General features: G+C 37.2%; 18 protein-coding genes and 2 pseudogenes. 9 read left to right on the forward strand and 11 right to left on the reverse strand.

The window, feature by feature from the left end:
- Window positions 1-235: 235 nt before the first annotated feature.
- Both ACP6PM_RS10145 and ACP6PM_RS10150 read right to left on the reverse strand, forming a co-directional pair.
- Entirely contained in the window at window positions 236-898 is a 663-nt protein-coding gene (locus ACP6PM_RS10145; protein WP_426584229.1) for a M23 family metallopeptidase, read from the reverse strand.
- A 714-nt stretch (window positions 899-1,612) separates the two neighbouring features.
- Window positions 1,613-2,077: a sensor histidine kinase gene (locus ACP6PM_RS10150; RefSeq protein ID WP_426584282.1), complete on the reverse strand. Its 465-nt coding sequence runs from the start codon at window positions 2,075-2,077 to the stop codon at window positions 1,613-1,615.
- A gap of 123 nt (window positions 2,078-2,200) precedes the next feature.
- Between ACP6PM_RS10150 and ACP6PM_RS10155 the strand changes: the two genes are divergently transcribed.
- The 6 genes and pseudogenes from ACP6PM_RS10155 (at window position 2,201) to ACP6PM_RS10180 (ending at window position 10,593) form a co-directional block, all read left to right on the forward strand.
- Window positions 2,201-2,581, forward strand: a complete 381-nt coding sequence (locus ACP6PM_RS10155) for a hypothetical protein (protein ID WP_426584284.1) — start codon at window positions 2,201-2,203, stop codon at window positions 2,579-2,581.
- Between the two features lie 645 nt (window positions 2,582-3,226).
- Window positions 3,227-3,886, forward strand: a complete 660-nt coding sequence (gene nfi, locus ACP6PM_RS10160; RefSeq protein ID WP_426584231.1) for a deoxyribonuclease V — start codon at window positions 3,227-3,229, stop codon at window positions 3,884-3,886.
- A 446-nt stretch (window positions 3,887-4,332) separates the two neighbouring features.
- A pseudogene (locus ACP6PM_RS10165) lies at window positions 4,333-5,548 on the forward strand (RNA-guided endonuclease InsQ/TnpB family protein).
- 58 nt (window positions 5,549-5,606) lie between these two features.
- On the forward strand, window positions 5,607-6,752 hold the full coding sequence (locus tag ACP6PM_RS10170; protein ID WP_426584233.1) for a glycosyltransferase: 1,146 nt from the start codon (window positions 5,607-5,609) through the stop codon (window positions 6,750-6,752).
- Between the two features lie 85 nt (window positions 6,753-6,837).
- Window positions 6,838-7,401, forward strand: a complete 564-nt coding sequence (locus tag ACP6PM_RS10175) for a Uma2 family endonuclease (protein WP_426584235.1) — start codon at window positions 6,838-6,840, stop codon at window positions 7,399-7,401.
- Window positions 7,402-7,617: 216 nt separating this feature from the next.
- Complete coding sequence (locus ACP6PM_RS10180; protein WP_426584237.1) at window positions 7,618-10,593, forward strand: NACHT domain-containing protein; 2,976 nt, start codon at window positions 7,618-7,620, stop codon at window positions 10,591-10,593.
- A gap of 1,233 nt (window positions 10,594-11,826) precedes the next feature.
- On the opposite strand, the gene ACP6PM_RS10185 is transcribed toward ACP6PM_RS10180, so the two are convergent.
- The 7 genes and pseudogenes from ACP6PM_RS10185 to ACP6PM_RS10215 all read right to left on the reverse strand — a co-directional run bounded on the left by ACP6PM_RS10185 (window position 11,827) and on the right by ACP6PM_RS10215 (window position 19,079).
- Entirely contained in the window at window positions 11,827-11,994 is a 168-nt protein-coding gene (locus ACP6PM_RS10185) for an element excision factor XisI family protein (RefSeq protein ID WP_426584239.1), read from the reverse strand.
- A 286-nt stretch (window positions 11,995-12,280) separates the two neighbouring features.
- Window positions 12,281-14,659 carry a calcium-binding protein gene (locus ACP6PM_RS10190; protein ID WP_426584241.1) on the reverse strand — a complete coding sequence of 793 codons (2,379 nt, stop codon included), beginning with the start codon at window positions 14,657-14,659 and terminating at the stop codon, window positions 12,281-12,283.
- 438 nt (window positions 14,660-15,097) lie between these two features.
- Window positions 15,098-15,223, reverse strand: a complete 126-nt coding sequence (locus ACP6PM_RS10195; RefSeq protein ID WP_426584286.1) for a hypothetical protein — start codon at window positions 15,221-15,223, stop codon at window positions 15,098-15,100.
- 22 nt (window positions 15,224-15,245) lie between these two features.
- A pseudogene (locus tag ACP6PM_RS10200) lies at window positions 15,246-15,341 on the reverse strand (hypothetical protein); the annotation flags it as partial.
- Window positions 15,342-15,429: 88 nt separating this feature from the next.
- On the reverse strand, window positions 15,430-17,820 hold the full coding sequence (locus tag ACP6PM_RS10205; protein ID WP_426584243.1) for a calcium-binding protein: 2,391 nt from the start codon (window positions 17,818-17,820) through the stop codon (window positions 15,430-15,432).
- 552 nt (window positions 17,821-18,372) lie between these two features.
- A complete protein-coding gene (locus ACP6PM_RS10210) occupies window positions 18,373-18,675 on the reverse strand; it encodes a XisI protein (protein WP_426584245.1) in 303 nt (100 codons plus the stop codon).
- Window positions 18,663-19,079, reverse strand: a complete 417-nt coding sequence (locus tag ACP6PM_RS10215; RefSeq protein ID WP_426584247.1) for an element excision factor XisH family protein — start codon at window positions 19,077-19,079, stop codon at window positions 18,663-18,665. Before ACP6PM_RS10215 ends, ACP6PM_RS10210 begins: the two co-directional genes overlap by 13 nt.
- Window positions 19,080-19,236: 157 nt before the next feature.
- Between ACP6PM_RS10215 and recQ the strand changes: the two genes are divergently transcribed.
- From recQ to ACP6PM_RS10230, 3 genes are all read left to right on the forward strand, one after another.
- Window positions 19,237-21,432: a DNA helicase RecQ gene (gene recQ / locus ACP6PM_RS10220; protein ID WP_426584249.1), complete on the forward strand. Its 2,196-nt coding sequence runs from the start codon at window positions 19,237-19,239 to the stop codon at window positions 21,430-21,432.
- Window positions 21,433-21,679: 247 nt separating this feature from the next.
- Window positions 21,680-21,838 carry a DUF4160 domain-containing protein gene (locus ACP6PM_RS10225; RefSeq protein WP_426584251.1) on the forward strand — a complete coding sequence of 53 codons (159 nt, stop codon included), beginning with the start codon at window positions 21,680-21,682 and terminating at the stop codon, window positions 21,836-21,838.
- A 58-nt stretch (window positions 21,839-21,896) separates the two neighbouring features.
- A complete protein-coding gene (locus ACP6PM_RS10230; protein ID WP_426584253.1) occupies window positions 21,897-22,172 on the forward strand; it encodes a DUF2442 domain-containing protein in 276 nt (91 codons plus the stop codon).
- 419 nt (window positions 22,173-22,591) lie between these two features.
- On the opposite strand, the gene ACP6PM_RS10235 is transcribed toward ACP6PM_RS10230, so the two are convergent.
- Complete coding sequence (locus tag ACP6PM_RS10235; RefSeq protein ID WP_426584255.1) at window positions 22,592-23,059, reverse strand: PIN domain-containing protein; 468 nt, start codon at window positions 23,057-23,059, stop codon at window positions 22,592-22,594.
- Window positions 23,056-23,385 carry a hypothetical protein gene (locus ACP6PM_RS10240; RefSeq protein WP_426584257.1) on the reverse strand — a complete coding sequence of 110 codons (330 nt, stop codon included), beginning with the start codon at window positions 23,383-23,385 and terminating at the stop codon, window positions 23,056-23,058. The genes ACP6PM_RS10235 and ACP6PM_RS10240 overlap by 4 nt, the downstream gene beginning before the upstream one ends.
- Window positions 23,386-23,433: the final 48 nt, after the last annotated feature.

Below are 23,433 nucleotides of genomic sequence, written 5' to 3' on the forward strand. Positions count from 1 at the left end.
ATAACGTCTTAGTTTCAGTCTAAGAGGGAAAAAGTCTCTCAAAGTCTGAAAATTTCGGTAGGTTGGAGAAAAATCTCTGAGGGTTAGAGAAATAATCAAGTTGAGAAGTTTTGGCTATTTCTATTTGGGAGTGAAAAACTATAACGTCTTAGATAAGTCTCAAAATTTTGGTGGTTTGGGAAAAATCTCTGAGGGTTAGAGAAATTTTGAGAATTTTAAGCACCAAGTGTTGGAATTATCTACCTTCTAACCGTGATAACTGCCTGGTTTGTTGAGCGTACATTTCTCGTAAAATTAAACCAGGGTCTACCCAGCGTCCCCCATATTTTAAACCCCAATGAAGATGGGGACCACTGGTTCTACCAGTCATTCCCACTCTCGCTATTCGACTCCCAGCAGGCAAAACTTGACCTTGAAGTAGCATAATTCCACCACCACGGTCTACTAAATAACGACGTCCGTTACGAGTTTCTACACTTCCTTGAACGTGACAATAGACGTGTTCCCAATAACCTGACTGAATTACAATGCCAGTACCACACCGACCGTCTTCCCAAACTTCGACAACTTTGCCAGTCCACCAACTTCGGATATAACTTCCTAGGGGAGCTGCTAAGTCTAATCCATAATGAAACCCTCCACCACGAGGGCCAAAGGGTGATGTGTATCCTTGAAAGTTTTCTACAGGGAAGGAAGCGTTTTGCCAGTTGTTGACGTAGGCCATTTGTTGGTTGGTAATTTTGGCTTCTTGTGCTTTGACTAATTCTTGTTTTATTCCTAAAGTTGCTATACCAAGTGCGATAAATCCTAGTAGTAATAATTTTTTTTGGGGGTGACGTAAAGTTTGTTTGAAGGCTGTAGATAATGTATATAGGGGATTTTTTCTAGGATTTAGCATATTTTTTTAGTTTTAAATCATTGATGGCAATGGATAATTTGATACACCTGAATATTCTGGAAATATGGAACGGAAATTTAGTGGTTTTGTGATCAGTAAATATGATTGTTAGTTCTCAAAATTGTGATGATTGATGAATTGTCGATTGATAATTATATTATTAGGTGGTAATTAGCAAAATAAAGACAGGTGGATAGGAGTCATTTCAGTTATCAGTTATCAGTTATCAGTTATCAGTTATTAGTTATCAGTACCTCCTACTGAATTAGGAGACTTGAAATACTGAAGTTGATTTTTTTCATCTCCTTAAAAGAGGAGAGTTGAGACCTTGTTTTTTGGTCAAGATGACAAAATCATTTAATACCCGGTGTATTGTACAGTAAGAAGTAACTTTTTGAGACGAATTTAAGTACAGTTTTGTGTGATTTTTGTTGATTTTCTCAAAGCTGGAGAGTTGTATCGTAGAGTGGATCAATAATAAAATAAAAATAAAAAATAAAAAACACAAGAAATCTATAACAGGACTTACGCAGGGGCACTATATATAGAGTGCAAAAACTGTAGCACTATAGTTTTTAACACTACATACATGGTATCTGCGTAAGTCCTATATAAGTTGTTCAGTATTTATAGTGCTTTTCAGGTAGATGAACCCACAGTCAAAACCACAACGCTTTTAGAGAGGCTCTATGGAATCTCCCTACTGTGTTCTACTCAAATTAAATCAGATCCTTTTTCAGGAGAGGAAATACACTTGATTTTTCCTTTATGATGTTCAACAATAATTTGATAACTAATTGATAACCCTAAACCTATACCTTGACCAACTGGTTTAGTAGTAAAAAAGGGGTCGAAGATTTTAGAGCAATTATACTCTTTGATACCCAAACCATTATCAGAAATATAAATCCCAATCCAATCATTTTCTAATTTTTCTGTTCTGATACAGATTGTTGGCTTTTCTTCTGCAAATTTGTTTTGATAAAATTTTGTTTCTAGTGCATCAATTGCATTATTGATAATATTCATTATCACTTGATTTAATGCACTAGCATAACAATGAACTAGAGGTAGTTGACCATAGTCTTTAATTACTTCAATGTGAAAAGGCTGATTTTTTAAATGAGCTTGAAGAATAAGTAAAGTACTGTTAATACCTACATGAATATCTACATAGATCGGCTATAACAACCTTTTTTTTATCAGGTAGAATTTTTGGTAAATTCTATACTTTTCTGAAATTTGCTATAATTCAAGGATTTAAAATTTTGTTGAATAATATAATTTAGATTTTAAAAAATGATACTTGAAGAAATTTTTCCCTTTAGATTGGCCATAGATGCAACAGCGATCGCAGGTTCATCTTTGTGGTCTTTGGCTTTATATTGGGGTTTTTCCCCTCTGAGTGAGTGGGTGACATTACAGCTTAACCGTTGGTTTAATTTTGCGGAAAGAGCTTTGTATACATCCGAGGAAGAATTTGAAAGAACGCGCAAAGCTAGAGAATCTCAAAATGCTTTTTATGCTTCTATCTTTAGTATTGTGCCTTTTTTAATAGTAGGAAGTTTATGCAATTGGGGGGTAGAATTTGGTTTAGATAAAAGTTGGTCAATTAGTATTGGTATGATTACTTGTGTAATTTGCGGTGTTTATGAATTAGGAAGACGAGATAGTCAATCTTAAACGAGGCAGTATTCAACAATTAATAATTAATAATTAATTATTACAAATAGGTAATTCAAGAATTAATAATTAAATAATTCAGGTTTAAAGCCTCTCCTTGGATAGGGGAAAAAGCGGTAGAGGGATGGCGAGGAGACCTCGCCATCCCATCCTACGGAATGCTGCCTCTTGCCTCCTCCGGAGGAGCTGGGCTTTTCATGTCGCGCAGCGAAACAGAGGAGCTTCTTCTTGCAGAGGAGCTGGGCTTTTCATGTCGCGCAGCGAAACGTAAACGATCGCTTTTTCTGCATGAATGGAGAGGCTTTATACCTTAATTTTCGGTAATTTGAATTCGGTGGAAATAGAAAAGAAGAAGGCGTTGCTGATTTTGAGTATGATTTGTATTTTTTGGTAATTGCTAAACTATTGAATAACAAATATTTGAGATTGTTCAATTTTTATTTTCATACCTTGATTCAGCAACGCCAAGAAGAAAAACAACTGTACTTTAGTAACTTAAGAAACACTATAATTAGCTGAATTATGAAGCTTTATATCTTATACAAAATCCGGTGATGAAAAGCAAATTCGTCCAATTGCTTCTAACCCTTCTGCCTTCTACCTTACCCTTACAATAAACCTCCTATGTAAACCGGATTTGGTATTATGAAAATAGACCAAAATTTTTATTTTCCAACTGATATAGAAACGGCAATAAATATGCAAGAAAAACTCCGTCATCAAGTAATAGCTGAAGACCAATTTGGAACTATTAAATATGTGGCTGGAGTTGATGTTGGTTATAGTAATGATGATGGGATGACTCAAGCAGCAGTAGCAGTTTTAAATTTTCCAGAATTAGAATTGAAAGAACAAGCGATCGCTCAACGTCCTACTTCTTTTCCTTATATTCCTGGTTTATTATCTTTTAGAGAAATACCTGCTATTTTAGATGCTTTAGAAAAGTTAAATATTATTCCAGATATCCTACTTTGTGACGGTCAAGGATTAATTCATCCCCGTCGATTTGGTGTGGCTTGTCATTTAGGAGTTTTAGTTAATATTCCTAGTATTGGTGTAGCTAAATCTCACTATATTGGGAAACATGATTCTGTTGGTTTAGAAAAAGGTAATTGGCAACCATTAATAGATGAAGAAGAAATTATTGGTGCAGTTGTCAGAAGTCGTACTGGAGTTAAACCAATTTATGTTTCAACTGGTCATAAAATTAGTTTAAAAACTGCTATTAATTATGTCTTGAAATGTACTCCTCAATATCGGTTACCAGAAACAACTCGTTGGGCAGATAAATTAGCTTCTTCGTAAGAAGGAAGAAGGAAGAGGGAAGAAGGAAGAAGAAAATAACCAAAAAAATTGTAGAGTAAATTCCAGATTATAGCGCTTCTCAGATTGATTAACTAGATCGTTACAACCAAAAACCTGTAGAGGTAAATGGCCATTAGCTAGCGCACAACTACGTTAACGCCTCTACTGTGCTCTACCAATATGAAAACTTCTGTAATGTGGTAAAGTTAAAAGGCTAGATATTTTTTTCTTGTTCCCTATCCTGCTCCTCATCTTCCCTACTTCCTATTGCCTAATTCTTATCATTTAATGTCGAGAGTTTGAAAACCATGTCGCTTTAGCGCATGGATGAAAAACAAACGAGCGACTGTAGTCGCCTGTACAAATATCGAATTTTTACTTTACATCTTTCACATCAATTATGTTATAATTATAACATAATTGATACAAAAGTAGGTCGATCCAAGATGATAATTTTTGAGTTCAAAGTCAAAGCTAAACCAGAGCAATATGAAGCAATAGATGAGGCAATTAAAACATCTCAATTTATCCAGATGGGAGTGTGTAAGATACTGGATGGATAATCAAGGTATAAGTAAATATGACCTAAATAAATATTGTAAAGTATTAGCTCAAGAGTTTAAATTTGCTAATGAACTCAATTCAATGGCTCGACAATCGGCTGCTGAAAGAGCTTGGTCTGCTATATCTAAATTTTACGATAATTGCAAAAATAAAGTCAAGGGTAAAAAAGGTTATCCTAAATTCAAAAAACATTGTCGTTCTGTAGAATATAAAACTTCTGGGTGGAAATTATCTGAAAACAGAAAAGCTATTACGTTCAGTGACAAAAAAGGTATTGGTAAGCTTAAGTTGAAGGGAACTTATGACCAAAAATACTACCAAATAGACCAGACAAAACGAGTAAGGCTAGTCAGACGAGCCGATGGTTATTATTGCCAATTTGCGATCAAAGTTGATATTAAAATAGATACTGAACCAACAGGAAAAGCAATAGGTTTAGACTTAGGAATTAAATATTTCTTAGCGGATAGCAATGGCCAGACTGTAGAAAACCCAAAATTTTATCGTAAATCTGAGAAACAGTTAAATAGAGCTAATCGGCAAAAATCCAAGAAATATAAAAAGGGTGCAAAACCTCAGTCTAGAAACTACCATAAAGCTAGATGTCGATCTGCCAAAAAACATTTAAAAGTAAGTAGGCAGCGAAAAGAATATTGCCGTAGAGTAGCACATTCCGTTATCCATTCTAACCATGTGGTAGCCTATGAAGATTTAAACGTTAAAGGCATGATAAAAAATCGGCATTTAAGCAAATCTATTAGTGATATTGGTTGGTCAACTTTTAGAGAGTGGTTAGAGTATTGTGGGAGAAAGTATGGCAAATCAACTATTGCTGTACCACCGCAAAATACTTCTCAAAATTGTTCTAACTGCGGTCAAAAAGTGCAGAAATCTCTATCAACTAGAACCCATGTTTGTCATAATTGTGGATATGTAGAAGACAGGGATATTAATGCAGCCAAAAATATACTAAAGAAAGCACTAAGTACCCTGGGGCACAGGGAAACTAATACGCTTATGGGAGATTTGCCCTCTGGCTTGATTGGTTTTGACCTGTCAAGTGAAGGCGAGTCGATGAACCAAGAATCGTCGCTTTAGCGCGGGGAGTGTCAAAAGATAAACAGTTGTTCAATCCTTAAATACTTAGAAGTCTATTGTGGAAGTAAAATATGCTCTTGTTCATGAATGGTTAACGCCTAAAGCAACTGGGGGTTCGGAACTGGTTGTTAAGGAAATTCTCAACTATATTAATGCAGATTTATATGCTTTAATTGATTTTGAGTCAAGCAATCCAGAAAGTTATCTTTATCAATGCAAAATAGGCAAAACATTTTTACAAAATTTGCCTTTTGCTCGTAATGGAGTACAAAAATATTTACCTCTATTACCCATAGCAATTGAACAATTTGACTTGCGAGAATATGATGTAATTCTCTCTTCTTCCCATGCAGTTGCTAAAGGTATTCTAACTACACCTTATCAACTGCATATTTGTTATTGTCATACTCCCATGCGTTATGCTTGGGATTTAACTTTTGATTATCTAAATAGTAGCAAAGTAGGTAAAGGTATCCCTGGAATTTTCACTCGATATCTTTTACATAGACTGCGGGAATGGGATGTAATTTCTGCTAACCGAGTAGACTATTTTATTGCCAATTCTCAACATACCGCCCGCAGAATTTGGCGTTGTTATCGACGTAAAGCTGAGGTTATTTATCCGCCAGTAGATGTGGAAAAGTTTCCTTTTCAATCTCATAAAGAAGATTTTTATCTGACGGTTTGTAGATTAGTGAGCTACAAAAAAATATCTTTAATTGTCAGAGCTTTTAATCAGTTAGGACGAAATTTAATAGTTATTGGTAGTGGCGGAGAATTAAAGAAATTACGTCGTCTTGCTAAACCTAATGTGAAAATTATGGGTTGGCAACCTGAAGAGGTAGTTGCCCAATATATGTCAGAAGCAAAAGGTTTTATTTATGCTGCTTGTGAAGATTTTGGCATGGCTTTGGTAGAGGCACAAGCTTGCGGAACGCCAGTTATTGCTTATGGGGTTGGTGGAGCAACTGAAACAGTTTTAGATATGAGAAAATATCCAGATTTGGCAACAGGTTTATTGTTTCCCGAACAAACAGAAAAAGCTTTGGTTGAGGCGGTGGAAAAATTTGAAAATTCTCAGGTATATTTTCAGCCAGAAATTATCAGAAAGCACGCCTATAATTTTTCTCAAACAGTATTTAAAAAGCATTATTTAAGTTTTGTGGAAAAGTGTTATAAAGAATTTAAAAATGCTGGTATTTGAAGTCTGGTTATTACAGAGAAATAGTATCAGAAGCACTACTTATATTTGTCTTGCTATAATAGAATAAAATTGATGATAATTGACTATGAGAACTGTTCTAGATTTAAAACCTTTAATTACATTAACAAAAGAAGATTTTTATCAACTCTGTCAAATTAATCCAGAGGCATCATTAGAACTTAGTCGTAATGGAGAATTGATTATTATGTCGCCTGTAGGTGGAGAAAGTGGTAATCAAGAGGCTAATTTAATTGCTGATGTTATTATTTGGAATCGAAAAACTCAGTTAGGATTTGTATTTAGCTCGTCAACAATATTTAATTTACCTAATGGTGGTAGTCGCTCTCCTGATGTCTCATGGGTAAAACGAGAAAAATGGGAAGCTCTAACTCCCGATGAAAGGAAAAAATTTCCACCTATTTGTCCTGATTTTGTAATTGAATTACGCTCTCCTAGCGATAGATTAAAACCTCTACAAGAAAAAATGAAAGAGTATTTAGATTGTGGTTTGAGATTAGGATGGTTAATTAATCCTCAAGATGGTACTATAGAAATTTATCGTCCTCAAAAAGCTGTGGAAATATTAACTTTACCTGTCTCTTTATCTGGAGAAGATGTTTTACCTGGATTTAATTTATCGATCGAATAATCTCTTTTCTCTCTTTAGAAAAGAGAGAGTAGGCAGTAGGGAGAAATAATTTATGTATCTGGTGCGATAGAAAACCCAACCTACAAGACAAATACAAGATAACTAACTTCTGAGTTCCTAATTTATTTGTGAAAAAATAGGTTTGGTTACCAAACCCCTACGATGAAATATCAAGTGCTAGAATTAGTCTAATTAATATTAATATTTGGAGTAATTATGGCTAGAAGATTTTGGCGGAATATTTGGCGATTTCTCAATACAGACATAGAGTTAAATTTACCGGGAAATGTTACAGGTGGAGTTGAGGCTACTAAGGCACTTTTTGAAATAGCAAAAGCAGTACAAGAAAATAAGGATGCTCGGGTATTAAAACCTCTTGTTGAAAATTTTGATTCTGTTTTAGATGTGTTAAATTCTCCCCTGGGAAAAGTTGTGAAAGAGAGTTTACCTTTTTTGCCTATTGCAACTGGAATTATTTCTTATATTGTTGAAAAAACTCGGCAGGAACCAACGTTAGAAGATGCGGTGCAGTTGGTAGCTCAGGTTGCTTATTTAGAAAGTTTTAGAATTTTTTTTATAGAATATCCAGAAATATCGGAGAGGTTGACAGAAACTGAAGCATCGGAAGCGGTACAAAAACAGATTAATAAGTTGGATGAAGATATTGATTTTAATGACCGAAATGCTAAGGATACTTTGATTTGTTTTTATCATTCACCGTTGAGAGAAAAATTTGATGAGATTCTATTGGCACGTCTACAAGAGTCTGGTTTGGATGAAAATACTGCAAAAATTGTCACTAAAAGAATTTCTCGCACTACCCACCGTTATATGAAAGAAGCGGTGGTAAAGGTGAAAGATGATGCTAAACAATTAGCTGGAATTTATGGAGATGGTTGGCAGCAAGATTTGGAAGTTTATGGCAGTATTGATAAATATTTGGAGGAGGCGATCGCTACTAAACCACAGGAAAAAGTATTTGATGAAAATTTCTCTTTTCGGCAAATTTATGTACCACTAGAAGTTAAAGCTGTTAAGTCTGATGGGGAGGTGGATAAAGATGCTGAATCTCAGAATATTGAGGAGTGGGCAAAAACAATTTTGTTGGATGAAAATAAAGACAAACAGGTGTTATTTATTCAGGCAGGGCCGGGAAGAGGAAAAAGTGTTTTTTGCCGAATGTTTGCTGACTCGGTGCGCCGGGAATTACATCCTATTTATACGCCTATTTTGATTCGGTTGCGGGATGTGAGAAATTTTGCAGCAAATATTGATGAGACTCTAGCTAATGCTGTGGGTAGGGATTTTGTCAAGACTGATACTGGTTGGTTGACAGACCGCAATACTCGATTTCTGTTTTTGCTGGATGGGTTTGATGAATTGTTGTTGGAGCGTGGTGCGAGTAATGAGTTGAAAGTATTTTTAGACCAAGTGGCGCAGTTTCAGAAACAAGCAGCAGAAAATAAGGAGCGTGGTCATAGAGTTTTGATTACGGGTAGACCTTTGGCGCTTTATGGCATTGAAAGGTTGATGCCTCCTAATTTGGAGCGGGTGAGTATTTTGCCGATGGGTGATGATATTCAGCAACAGTGGTTTGAGAAATGGCAAACGTTAGTGGGGGAAGAGGAAACAGAAAAGTTTCGAGAATTTTTGCACAGCCAACAATGTCCGAAGCAGGTTAAGGAGTTGGCGCGGGAACCTCTGTTGTTGTATTTGCTCGCTGCAATGCACCGGGATGAGCAGTTACAGGGAGAGATGTTTGCTACTGCTGATGTTGGTGGGGCAAAAGTTTTGATTTACGAGCAAGCGTTAGAGTGGGTGCTGGAAAAACAGCGAGTAGAAGATGGTCAAAATCTTAATCCTGAAATTACGAAGTTGGAGCCAGAAGATTTAGAAATTTTGTTGGCAGAAGCGGGGTTATGTGTGGTGCAGTCTGGTGGCGAATATGCTGCTATAAAAATGATTGAAGACCGACTGGTGAAACAGGGATATAAGGAGTTGCAGGCGTTGATTGAAAAAGCGAGGCAAGATAAACAAGAGGATGGGTTGAAAAATGCTTTGGCTGCTTTTTATTTGAAGTCCGCAGCAGGGGCAGAAAATTCGGTGGAGTTTTTTCATAAGAGTTTCGGTGAGTTTCTCTGTGCAAAACGGATGGCAGAAAGTCTGGAAGATTTGACCGAGACTGGGAAGCGAGGTAAGAGTTATGTAGTGTCTGATAAGGAGTTGGAATGGCAGGTTTACGATCTGTTTGGTTATCGGAATTTGACGGCGGAAGTTGTGGAATATTTGATGGCGTTGTTGGTGAAAAGTGAGGTTGAGTTGGAGGTTTTGTTTGAGCGGTTGCATGGGTTTTATCTAGACTGGTGTGATGGGAAGTTTATTGAGGAGAGGGAGGAAGTTTTACCTCAGAAAAAGGCGAGGCAGTTGTGGCAGTGGCGTATTGAGTCTGGGCAACGTCGGGTGGATATTTATACGGGGTTGAATGTGATGATTTTGTTGTTTGAGCTGCATCGTTATGGGCAGTCTCAGGAGGGGTTGCAGGAGCAGTTGCATTTTTATCCTTGTGGTAAACCTGATAGTGAATATTTTGATGACGTTCGTCTAATGCGGATTATTGCTTATAGTGAATGTATTGAGGTTACTGGTTTTGTGGGAAAAGTAGGTGGGTTTCTCAGAAGTGCTGACCTCAGTAGTGCCGACCTCAATAGTGCAAACCTCAGTGGTACTTACCTTAATGATGGCTACCTCAATAACCTCACCCCCAGTACTTTCCACTTTGGTCTTACCAACCTCAGAGATGCTGACTTCAGTAGTGCCTGCCTCAATGAAGCCAATCTCATGGGTCTCAACCTCATTGGTGTCAACCTCAGAAATGCTGACCTCATTAGTATCAACCTCAGAGATGCTGACCTCAGAGATGCCAATCTCAGTGGTGTCAACCTCAGAAATGCTGACCTGACTTTTGCCCAACTCATTGGTGTCAACCTCAGTGATGCTAACCTTAGTGGTGCAGACTTCAGTGGTGCCAACCTCAGTGGTGCCAACCTCAGCAATATCAAATGGAATAATCAAACCATCTGGTCAAATACTATCGGTTTACATGAAGCAAGAGAAGTTCCAGAAGACCTACAACAAAATCCAGAATTTGCCGAAGCGGTTGCTCAGTCGGAAGCAGCAAGTCAACAACAATAGTAAATTTTGTTGAGATAGGGTCATTTCAGTTATCATTTATCAGTTATCAGTCATTCTTTCTCAGCATTTTGTAGGTTGGGTTGAGGTCACGAAACCCAACACCAAGATGTATCTGTTGCGTTACGCTAAAGTCTCATCTTAGCCAGTAGGGTGCATTAGACGGCTTAAATTTAGACTGTGAAAAGCATTTAAAAATCCGTCGTAACGCACTATTGAATATGTGTAGATCTACTACTTTTTTGAGATTAACAATCAGCAGATTATAAACGGTGCGTTACGCTAAAGTCTCATCTTAGTGAGTAGGGTGCATTAGATGGCTTAAATTTAGACGGTGAAAAACATTTAAAAATCAGTCGTAACGCACCATTGAATATGTGTATATCTACTACTTTTTTGAGATTAACTATAAACGGTGCGTTACGCTTCGCTAATATCAAATCCGTTGGCTTCGGAGTAATATAATTCCGTCGAGGGTTATACAATGCGTAGGGGCGAATGGCCATTCGCCCCTACAATATAGACTCGGATCTTTAATACTGAATAACACCGATGCTACCGGATTTGATATAACACACCCTACTGCCGTGTCAAGCCTGAAATTTTACTTTACGAAAATGGTATGATGCTGATTTTTCAAAGCTTTTACTCAAAAATCTATTCCACCATTTTAAGCTTGACGCGCCACTACTAGACTGACACAGCTAAAACTGTGCATTAGCGGTGGGTGGGGCGGGTTTATATGATTTCAGGTTGAGCCTCGTTAAGTTAACGCGGAACCCGCCCCTACTATTGCAACATTTTAGGTGTGTCACGGCACTACTAATATTTTGTAGGTTGGGTTGAGGTCACGAAACCCAACACCAAGATGTATCTGTTGGGTTGCGCGAAAATCTGGTTTTATATCAAATCCCTGGGCTTCGGAGTAATATAATTCCGTCGATCGTTATACAATGCGTAAGGGCGAATGGCCATTCGCCCCTACAATATAGACTCGGATCTTTAATACTGAATAACACCGATGCTACCGGATTTGATATTAGGGAATTCACACCATGAACAATTTTCGTAACAAGACGTTAAAGAAACCCAACAACAAGCTTGTAAATGTTGGGTTTCGCCAGCTCAACCCAACCTACGGGAAACTATCGGTTTACATCAAGCAAGAGAAGTTCCAGAAGACTTAAAACAAAATCCAGAATTTGTCGAAGCGGTTGCTCAGTCGGAAGCAGTAAGTCAACAACAACAGTAAATTTCATTTTGGTCAGCGATCGCTTCTTCTGTACCGTCATGTTTTACCCAGATTTTGCCATCAAAAATATTGACATGAATAGCACAACCATAAATTCGGGTATGGTTTTTTTCCACGGTTTCTTGAACGGTGGAATAAGCGAGTAGGGACATTGTATGCAACGTCCCTACATTAATGAAGGATTTGTATTAGATATCTCCGAAAATTAAAAATCAAATCAATTCTCATCCAGAAATTATCTATTCTTTCTTCCTGTTCCCTGTTCCCTCTTTTCCGGAGATGTCTATTAGATATCTCCAGGAATTATAGCGGTTTTCACAAAGGTAGACTACAAAACTTCTTACTTCTTCCTTCTTCCTTCTTCCTTTAAACCCAAATCTCTGTACTCTATATTAATGAAAACTGCTATAAGAATTCCTAGAGATGTAATTTTCTTACCTACACTAGAGAAAGACTAGAGTAAATATTAAAGCCAAACTGATTTTCGAGAACTGCAATCAAAGTGCCATCAACTGATAATTGATTTGTTGAGGAATCAAAACTCACATCATTGACGCTACTGATACCATAGTCACTTTTATCGATCTGAATAATATCTCCTTCAGCATCACTAAAGTCGAGAATTCTGTCAACACGGGGATTTCTGGCTGAGTCGTTAGCGAAAATGAAAGTATCGTTTCCATAACCACCAATCAAAATGTCATTGCCATCATAGCCACGCAGACGATCGCTACCGTCTCCTCCGACCACGAAATCATGACCCCATCCAGCGTTGAGAGTATCATTACCTTCACCACCAGAAAGATAGTCATGCTGGCCACTAGCCGAAAGGCTGTTATTATTCTCATTGCCGATGAGAACATCTTTGGTACTTGCTGTGCCAGAAGTGTCCAGTTTACCAATTAAGTCAATATTTTTGAGGACAGTTGGTATATCAGAACTAGAGATATTCTCCAGTGTCGCAACTTGCTGGCCGGAGACAGAAAGAGTCAGATCGCTACCAGAGAGAGTGTAATTAAAGCCTACTTGACCACCAGAAGATTCATAATACTCTTTAATATCAATCTGAATTTTATCGATTTCATCATTGACGAAGTCTACGGTGTAGTCTGTAATGGTGTGATTTCCACCAGACAGAATAAAGGTATCGTTACCACCATTTCCTGTCAGAGTATCGCTACCCATTGTTACTAATGGAGTATTGAGCTGAATATCATTACCGTCTTCATCTACCGAATAGTTGCCTATTCCAGTTGACAAGACGTTATCACTATTGTCTCCTTCAATATTGTCAGCATTATCGCTACCAACAATATTCTCAATATTGTACAATTTGTCCGTGCCACCAAACCCATTACTCGCACTAGCATAACCATTAGTAACGGTTGACAAATCAACATTAATAGCACCTGTAGAATCAAAATATGATGCCGTATCTGAGTCATCGCCTCCATCTATATAGTTGTTGCCTGCACCACCATAGAATATATCATTACCACCAAATCCCCTGAATTCATCATTACCAGCAGTCCCTGGTGAACTTGATGTTCCTCCTAAATCATCCAATTGGTATCCAGCAATAACATCATCGTGGTTAGTTCCATACAAGTAGTCAGCATTGTTGCCACCCTCTAGATTCCATCCCGAATAGGCACCCAAAATCATAAATTTATTACTTCCCAGGTTTTCTAAATCTGAACTATCGATATTCAAGGCAGTGCCACCTTCGGAACCCAGAGTTGCACCATTTGAATCAATGTAGATCGCGCTGTTGATCAGGGAACGTTGTATAGCATCTTCAGCGTTATTGTCATATGTAGTGGAACTATCACCAAAAACAGTCCCCGCATGCTCAAACTCAAGATCGGCAAAAATCTGAGTGCTGCTTGAGTTGTTATATTTGAAAGAAAGAGCATTGTCTCCATTGGTATCATCTGAGATATATACATCTTGGTTGACAGGGATAATGACGACGTCTTCTCGGAAGTTGAAGTCAGCAATAGTAGCAGAAGCATTACTATTTGGTCGATCCAGTGTCGATGTCTGACCATTCAGTATTCCCTTGATACCATCAAAGATCATGGGAACAATTTCTTTAGCAATCTTAAATTGGGGAGCAAAAGCTGTGAATGCTAAGTCAGTGACATCCCCTGCCATACTCAAACCGAGGTTTGCCCAGTCTACGCTAATGCCGCCGCTTGCAGTATCAGCAGCTTCACCAAGGAAAAAGGTATCTGCATTTGCACCACCGTCTAGGACATCAGTTGCTCCATTACCAAGCTCACCACTGTAGAGTAAATCTGCACCATCTCCTCCATTGATAGTATCATTACCATCCTGTCCTAACATAGTATCCTTACCTTCGTTGCCATTCATCAGGTCGGCACCGTCTCCACCATACATCAGGTCGAAACCAGTTCCACCATGGAGGGTATCACGTCCGGCTCCACCGTAGAGGGTATCGTCACCAGATCCTCCCACAAGCATGTCTTTTCCAGCATCTCTGTTCACGCTAGTGAACTGTCCAGTCTTGAAAGAATATCCATCATCACTATCTGGAGCTGTGCTTTCATCTCCACCATAGAGTATATCGTTATCAGGTCCTCCATAAAGAGTATCGTCCTCATAACGTCCTATTAATGTGTCTGCACCTCCGTTACCCCAGATGATATCTTCGTGATGCCACCTAGCTCTATGTGTAAACATATTTCCCTGGCTAAAGTAAAAAAATTTCTTACTGCTTGTCTTTCCTTGGATATCGTTGGCGTTGTCATTACCAGTTTGGATTTTTTCCTGGACATTCCATGATATTGTCATTGTTCTGTTTTCCTTTGTGTTGAATTTGTTTCTGTAGGAAGAGGTTGTTCTTTTTCCTTTGTCAAAACTATTATTAACTGAATTTTTGGAAAAGACAATACAGAAAAGTTCAGGAAAATTCAGGAAATTTCCACCTGAATAAAACTGAATAAAACTGAATATTTAGGGGCATAATTTGAATATTGGACTAAAATTGGACAATTTCTCAGTATTTTGGCTTAGATATTCGCTAAAAAAGTTCAGGAAAATTCAGAAAAGTTCAGGAAAATTCAGGAAAGTTCAGGAAAATTCAGATTTCTTGGGAATTAAGATAATACTGCTATATAATGTCTAGTTTAGTAAATTTTCAGATGTTATCACTACAATTAATCCCATTACATAAATTCTGTGATTCAGGAATGGTAGCGATAGAAATCTGTTTCGTTTTCCTAGGGAATGCTACGCAAACGCGATCGCAAATTCCTTGAGCATTAAACTGATCGCCAGAGCTTCACTTACTTGAGGAAGTTCCTCCTTTTCTGTTGCCAATATATGATGTCGCGATCGCTTCTTCTGTACCGTCATGTTTTACCCAGATTTTAGCGTTAATAATATTGACATGAATAGCACAAGCATAAATTCGGGTATGGTTATTTTGCCACGGCTTCTTGAGCGGTAGAATAAGCGAGTAGGGATGTTGCATGCAACGTCCCTACATTAATTAAGGATTTGTATTAGATATCTCTAGGAATTCTTAATTCCTGGACAAAGCTAATGTGTAGTTTTCTTACCTACACTAGAGAAAGACTAGAGAAAACATTAAAGTTAGACTGATTTTCTAGAACTGCAATCACAGAGCCATCAACCGATAATTCATTTGTTGAGAAATCAAAACTCACATCATTGACGCTACTGATACCATACACACTTTTATCGATCTCAATCACATCTCCTTCATCATCACTAAAGTCGAGAATTCTGTCAATTCCAGCAGTAGAAGTGCTTTTGTTGAAGACAAAGGTATCGTTTCCATAACCACCAATTAATATGTCATCCTGGTTCATGCCTTCAAGTCGATCGGTTCCTTCTCCTCCGAACATCACATCTTCGCCACCATTTCCTGTCAGAGTATCATTACCTGCACCACCAGAAACATAATCGTCATATCCGAATGCTTTGAGACTATCATCACTCTCAGTGCCGATGAGAACATCAACGACACGGTTTGCGCCAGTAAAGTCCTCTTTACCAATTAAGTCAATATTTTTGAGGATAGTTACTACATCAGAACTAGAGATATTGTTCAAAGTAGCAACTTGCTCGCCGGAGAACTCAAGAGTCAGATCGCCACCAGAGAGAGTGTAGTCAAGGCTGATTTCTTGATTACCAGAAGGTTCAAAATACTCCTTGATATCAACCTGAATTTTATCGACTTCATTATTGACGAAATCTACGGTGTAGTCTGTAATAGTGTGATTTCCACCAGAGAGAACAAAGGTATCGTCACCACCATTTCCTGTTAGAGTATCGCTACCCATTGTTTCTAACGGAGTGTTGAGCTGAACATCATTACCGTTTTCATCTACCGAATAGTTACCTCTTCCAGTTGATAAGATGTTATCATTATTGTCTCCTTCAATATTGTCAGCATTATCGCTACCAACAATATTCTCAATATTGTACAATTTGTCTGTGCCACCAAACCCATTACTCGCACTAGCATAAGTACCATTAGAATCATTAGTAGTGCTTGATAAGTCAACGCTAATAGCATTTGTAGAATGGATATATGAGGAAGTATCTGAGTCATTGCCTCCATATATATAGTTGTTTCCAGCACCACCATAGAAGATATCATTACCATTAAACCCCCTCAATTCATCATTTTCAGCGATTTCAGGTGCAAATGATGTTCCTCCTAAATTATCCAATTGGTATCCAGCAATAACATCATCATGGTTAGTTCCATACAAGTAGTCAGGAGCGTTGCCACCCTGTAGATTCCATCCCGAATAGGCACCCACAACCAGAAATTTATTACTTCCCAGGTTTTCTAAATCGCTAGAGTCGATATTCAAGGCAGTGCCACCTTCGGAACCTAGAGTTGCACCATTCGAATCAATGTAGATCGCGCTGTCTATCAGGGAACGTTGTATAGCATCTTCAGCGTTATTGTCATATGTAGTGGAACCATCACCAAAAACAGTCCCCGCATCCTCAAGCTCAAGATCGGCAAAAATCTGAGTGCTGTCTGAGCTGTTATATTTGAAAGAAAGAGTATTGTCTCCATTGGTATCATCTGAGATATATACATCTTGGTTGACAGGGATAATGACGACGTCTTCTCGGAAGTTGAAGTCAGCAATAGTAGCAGAAGCATTACTATTTGGTCGATCCAGTGTCGATGTCTGACCATTCAGTATTCCCTTGATACCATCAAAGATCATGGGAACAATTTCTTTAGCAATCTTAAATTGGGGAGCAAAAGCTGTGAATGCTAAGTCAGTGACATCCCCTGCCATACTCAAACCGAGGTTCGCCCAGTCTACGTTAAGACCGCCGCCAGTAGTATCAGCAGCTTCACCAAGGAAAAAGGTATCTGCATTGTTACCACCCACTAGGACATCACTAGCCCCATTACCGAGTTCACCACTGTAGAGTAAATCTGCACCATCTTGTCCATAGAGAGTATCATTACCATCCTGGCCTAACATAATATCATCGCTATTTCCACCATTCATCAGATCCGTACCATCTCCACCATACATCAGATCCATACCATTTTCACCATAGAGACTATCACTTCCAGCTCCACCGTAGAGGGTATCGTGACCATTTCCTCCTGCAAGCAAATCTTTTCCAGCATCTCTGCTCACGGTAGTGAACTGTCCAGTCCTGAAAGTATATCCATCATCACTATCTGGAGATGTGCTTTCATCTCCACCATAGAGTAAATCGTTACCAGTTCCCCCATAAAGAGTATCGTCCTCAGCACGTCCGACTAATGTGTCGGCATCTCCGTTACCCCATATGATATCTTCGTGATGCCACGTAGATGTATGTGTAAACAAATTTCCAGAGCTAAGGTAAAAAAATGTCTCACTGCTTGTCTGTCCTTGCATCTCGTTGGCGTTTTCATCACCATATTGGGATCTTTCCTGGACATTCCATGATATTGTCATTGTTCTATTTTCCTTTGTGTTGAATTTGTTTGTGTAGGAAGAGGTTGTTCTCTTTCCTTTCATGTCTATGTATTATTAACTGAATTTTTGGAAAAGACAATACACAAAAGTTCAGGAGATTTTTTTCAGAAAAGTTCAGTTTTATTCAGGAAAGTTCAGTTTTATTCAGGAAAGTTCAGTTTTATTCAGGAAAGTTCAGGTTTTTCTGGAATGAGGCAGTACTGCTATATATAATGTTATATAATATCTGGCTTGCTAAATTTTCAGATGTTATCAGTGCTATTCGTACCATTCCGTAAATTCTGTTATTCAGGAAAGCTAGCGATAAAACTATGTTTAGCTTTCCTACGAAATGCTACGCAAACGCGATCGCAAATCCCTTGAGCATTAAACCGATCGGCAGAGCTTCACTTATTATCATGTGCTCTCTGTGAGGGAGCTATGAATTACGAATAATCACTTATAATAAAATTTTTGTTTGTAGTATAGCTCTCAGCCCGAACTTTAGATAGAGCTGAGAGCTATACTACGAACTTTAATTATAATAACTATTTAAGCGAACATAATATTACTTGAGAAAGTTCCTCCTTTTCTGTTGCCGATATATGATGTCGCGATCGCCTCTTCAGTTCCATCATGTTGGACCCAAATTTTGCCATCAATAATATCGACATGAATAACACAACCATAAATTCGGGTATTGTTATCTTTCCACCCTAAATTAATAAGTTGATAATGGTCTCCTTCGCGGTCAAAAACTGTTTGACTTTTGATTGGATCGTTGGCAGAACGTAACTTAGCTCTTGCAGTTAGTAATTCCTGAATTAATTGACGATACAAATCTAATTTATCCATTGATTAATTACCTCATTTTCTACATCATAAATAATTAAAGGGATTTGGTTCCGACTAATTACAGTTTGAATAAATGGATACTTGAAAAATCGTTTATAAATATCTAAAGGAACTGCCAAATACAATCGTCTTTCTGATTCTTGTTCCTCCAAAGCAATACGATAGTTAATAAATTGTCCAACTGCAATGTGAAACTCATAAATTGTTGAAGCTGCCAGAAAAGTTTTGATTTCAACAGCGATTTTTTCACCATCTTTTGTTGCAGCAATTAACTTTTCTGCACCTAAATCAATATAAAAATCAACAAACCCTAGATCGATACGATAGGGGTCGTGACTAATTGTCCATCCTTCATTTTCAAGGGCAGTTTTAACTAGCTGATGAAAAATATCTTTAGCAAGCATTATACCATTCCACGGAAGTTAAAAGTCAAAAGTAAGATTTTATCGCCTCAAAACTTTGACTGATAACTGATAACTGATAACTGATAACTGATTTGTTGGGTTGCGCTGGCGCTTAACCCAACCTACAATAGAATAAATTATTAAATTAATTATAGCTATGTCAGTACAAAAACAATCAAAATTAAATCAATTATCATTAGAACAAAATCTCAAAAATTACTTTGGTTATGACTCATTCCGCCCTGGTCAAAAAGAAATTATTCAAACAGCACTTCAACAAAAAGACCTCTTAATTGTCATGCCTACTGGTGGTGGAAAATCTTTATGTTTCCAACTACCAGCATTACTAAAATCAGGTTTAACAATAGTAGTATCTCCTCTCATTTCTTTGATGCAAGACCAAGTAGAATCTTTACAAGATAATGGTATTGCTGCCACATTTTTAAATAGCACTTTAGGCTTCACTGAAACCCGAAAACGAGAAACAGATATTATGGATGGGAAAATCAAACTTTTATATGTGGCGCCAGAGAGATTATTATCAGAGAAATTTTTCCCATTTTTAGAATTAATTAATTCCCAACAAGGTATATCTACTTTTGCCATAGATGAAGCTCATTGTGTTTCCGAATGGGGTCACGATTTTCGCCCAGAATATCGACAATTGCAACTGCTTCGAGAAAGTTATCCAGATGTACCAATGATGGCTTTAACTGCCACAGCTACAAAACGAGTTCGAGAAGATATTATTACTCAATTAAATTTACAAAATCCTTATATTCATATAGCTAGTTTTTTCCGTTCCAATTTATATTATGAAGTGCGTCAAAAAAGCAATGCTAAAAATACTTTTGCGGAAACATTACAAATAATTAGAACAATTGGTGGGTCAGGAATAGTCTATTGTAATAGTCGCAAACGAGTTGATGAAATTGCTTATAAATTACGGCAAAATAATGTATCTGCTTTGCCTTATCATGCTGGGATGAATGATGAGGAAAGAACTATGAATCAAACTAAATTTATTCGAGATGATGTTGATGTAATTGTGGCAACTGTAGCTTTTGGCATGGGAATTAATAAACCAGATGTGCGGTTTGTGATTCACTACGATCTGCCTAAAAATATAGAGGGTTATTATCAGGAAACTGGTAGGTCTGGTCGAGATGGAGAAGCTGCTCAATGTATTCTATTTTTTAGTTATGGCGATAAGAAAAGTATTGAATATTTAATCGATAAAAAAGATGATGAGCAAGAAAAAAGAATTGCCGAACAACAATTAAGAAGAATTATTAATTATTCGGAAGCTACTGATTGTCGTCACCGGATTTTGTTAAGCTATTTTGGGGAAGATTTTCCGGGAAATTGTGGAAATTGTGATAATTGTAAATATCCCAAACCAATGGAAGATTGGACTATTGAAGCCATGAAGTTTTTGTCTTGTGTGGCGAGAACTAAAGAAAGGTTTGGTATGACTTATATTATTGAGGTTTTAAGAGGTTCTAAAAATCAGAAAGTTTTGGAGAGAAAACATGACAAAATTTCTACTTATAGCATTGGTAAAGATAGGAGTATTGAGGAATGGAAAAATTTAGCAAGGTCTCTTTTACATCAAGGTTTAATGGAGGAAACAACAGATGGTTATTCGGTATTGAAACTTAATCAAAATAGTTGGGAGGTAATGGGTAGAAAAATTAAGGTAGAAATTGCTATAGAAAAGAAACATAAGATTGAGAAAACTACTACTTCTTTAGCAGCAGATGAGCAGAGATTATTTGAAGAATTACGAGCATTACGGAAAAGAATTGCTGATGAACAAATGGTACCGCCTTATGTAGTCTTTCCAGATAAAACATTACAAAATATGGCACAGCAACGCCCGCAAACTTTGGATGAATTTGTGAATATTTCTGGGGTAGGTAGTAGGAAGCTAGATAAGTATGGCAAGCAGTTTATTGAGGTGATTAGAAATTATTGTGCGGAGTATGGTTTACCTACTAAGTCAGAACCTATTCGAGAGTTAGCAAAGGTTGTGGATAATGTTCCTTCTCTTACGCAAATAGAAACTTTGGAGTTGTATAAAAAAGGATTAAGTATTGATGCTATTGCTAATGAAAGAGGGATGAAAACTAGCACTGTTGTTAGTCATTTATCTGAGTTGATAGAAAAGGAACAACCAGTAGATATTGATAGGTTGGTAAAACCAGAACATCAAGAAAAAATTATTGCAGCGATAGAAGAAATAGGAGATGAAAGGTTGACGCCTATTTATGAGTATTTACAAGAGCATTATAGTTACGATGAAATTAAATTAGTTAGGGCATTTTGGCGGAGCGAACAGTTATATTTTTAATGGGAAAAGTGGCTCGCCTAGTTCAATGCTAGTCAAATAAGTTCGTTTTATGAGGGAGTCGATCGCGAAGCGGAACGGAGTTTGATCGCCTACCTGATCTATGTCAATATTGACCGAATTTTTGGCGTAGGAATTTCTCGTCCTAATTCTTGAGCAGTTTCTATCCATTTTTGCATAATTATTTCTACCTGAATTGCAAAGCTTGACAATAATATGCTATTAATAAAGTATATTTTAGTGGTAAAAAATGCCAACTGTTCTCAGATTTGAAGCATATCGCTTTTACTTCTATAGTCACGAACCAAACGAACCACCACATATTCATGTTGATAGAGATAATCTTTCTGCCAAATTCTGGTTATCTTCTGTATCTCTAGCTAAGAATATTGGGTTCAGTCCTAAATAGTTAAGAAAAATTCAATCAATTGTCGAATTTAATCAACAAAATTTTTTGGAGAAATGGAATGAGTATTTCAACACCTCAAGCTGATGAGCGAGTTAAAAATGTACAAATACAAGAGGATACTTTCAGTGTTGAACTGATAGATGGACGTACTATTACTGTTCCTTTAGTTTGGTATCCTCGTCTATTAAAAGCAACTCCCGAACAACTACAAGCATGGGAAATATGTGGTGGTGGTTATGGTATTCATTGGGAAGAAATAGACGAAGATATTAGCACTGAGGGATTATTACGAGGTGCCCCCGCTCCTGGTAGTCAAGTCCGTTCGTTGGTATGAAATAGCAAGTATTTTTAGTTTGGTTATGGTGGCGTTCGCGGAGCGTGGCGTCAGCCGTATCGCTCTTGTCATCAGGAGGGCGATCGCCTATTTTATCTATGTCAATATTGACCGTATTTTGACACTTTTGACTGAATATTTGAGTTTTTTTTAACTACCATTGATAATCAATTAAATAGTTGAAATTAACTGTATCAACTCCAATGCTTTGTAAATAATTTGCTAAGAGACTGTTTGTAAAGGAAATATAAAAAGGATATAGGGAACAGGGAACAGGGAACAGGGAATAGGGAATAGGTATGGAGGGAGGAAGAAATCAAGACAACTATTTGTAAGTTAAAAATCTGGGAATATATGTACCTTTAAACCTCTGGTATCTAGGAAATTTCAATCTCTTGAAGTACTACCGCTTTTAGATTTTAGTCATTATTTGCTCTGTTAAGACTTATTTTACAAACAGTCTCTAAGGGAAAATCGTCAGTTAATACTAAATATTTTCCTTGCACTAAACTGATAATTCCACTGTCAGTTAAACCAAATTTAGTAAATTTTTCCTCTTGACTTACAGTGCTACTTTTTAGATAACATTCATCTAGTTTAGTAACTTCTTTAGCTAAAATACTGAGGCATTTTGAGCGGTCTGGTTCGCCCATTTGATTAATTAAACTATTCACTTCTGTCAGAATATTAGGGGTGGTCACAATTTTGGCAAACTTTAATAGTCTATCTAATAATTGATAATGTTCTGGTAGAAATTTTTTAGTGCGATTAAATCGAGAAATGCGCTTTTGATTAACTCTACCAACAAACCATAAAAGCAAAATATTTGTATCAACTAAAATACCTTTGCTTTGATATTTTTTTAACAGTTTAGTCTCAATTATCATAACTCGCGGATTTTCATAGATTCAACTGCACCTGTCTGAGCATTCACTGTAAAAATTTTATAATCTCGTTCTATGCCAATAAATTCGGGAGATAAGTCGCTATAATCAACTTCATCAGGTAAAGCAAGGTCTTTTCTGCGGTTATATCCGAGTGTAATTAACCAAAATTGTTCGTTTTCAGATAATTCAACTTCTTCTAGTCTAATATCTTGCATTCCTCCTAATAAATCTTTCATTGAGATTAAGTAATTCCGGGCAGCAGACACGGCAGTACGAACATCTATTCTATTAGCTGCTTTTGCCATTTTTTCTATAGGGTTTTCCATGATTTTCACTCCTTGATTTGATTTTTTTTTCTAGGCAATATCTATTTT

Source organism: Dapis brunnea BLCC-M229, assembly GCF_050015995.1.
Classification (GTDB): domain Bacteria; phylum Cyanobacteriota; class Cyanobacteriia; order Cyanobacteriales; family Microcoleaceae; genus Trichodesmium.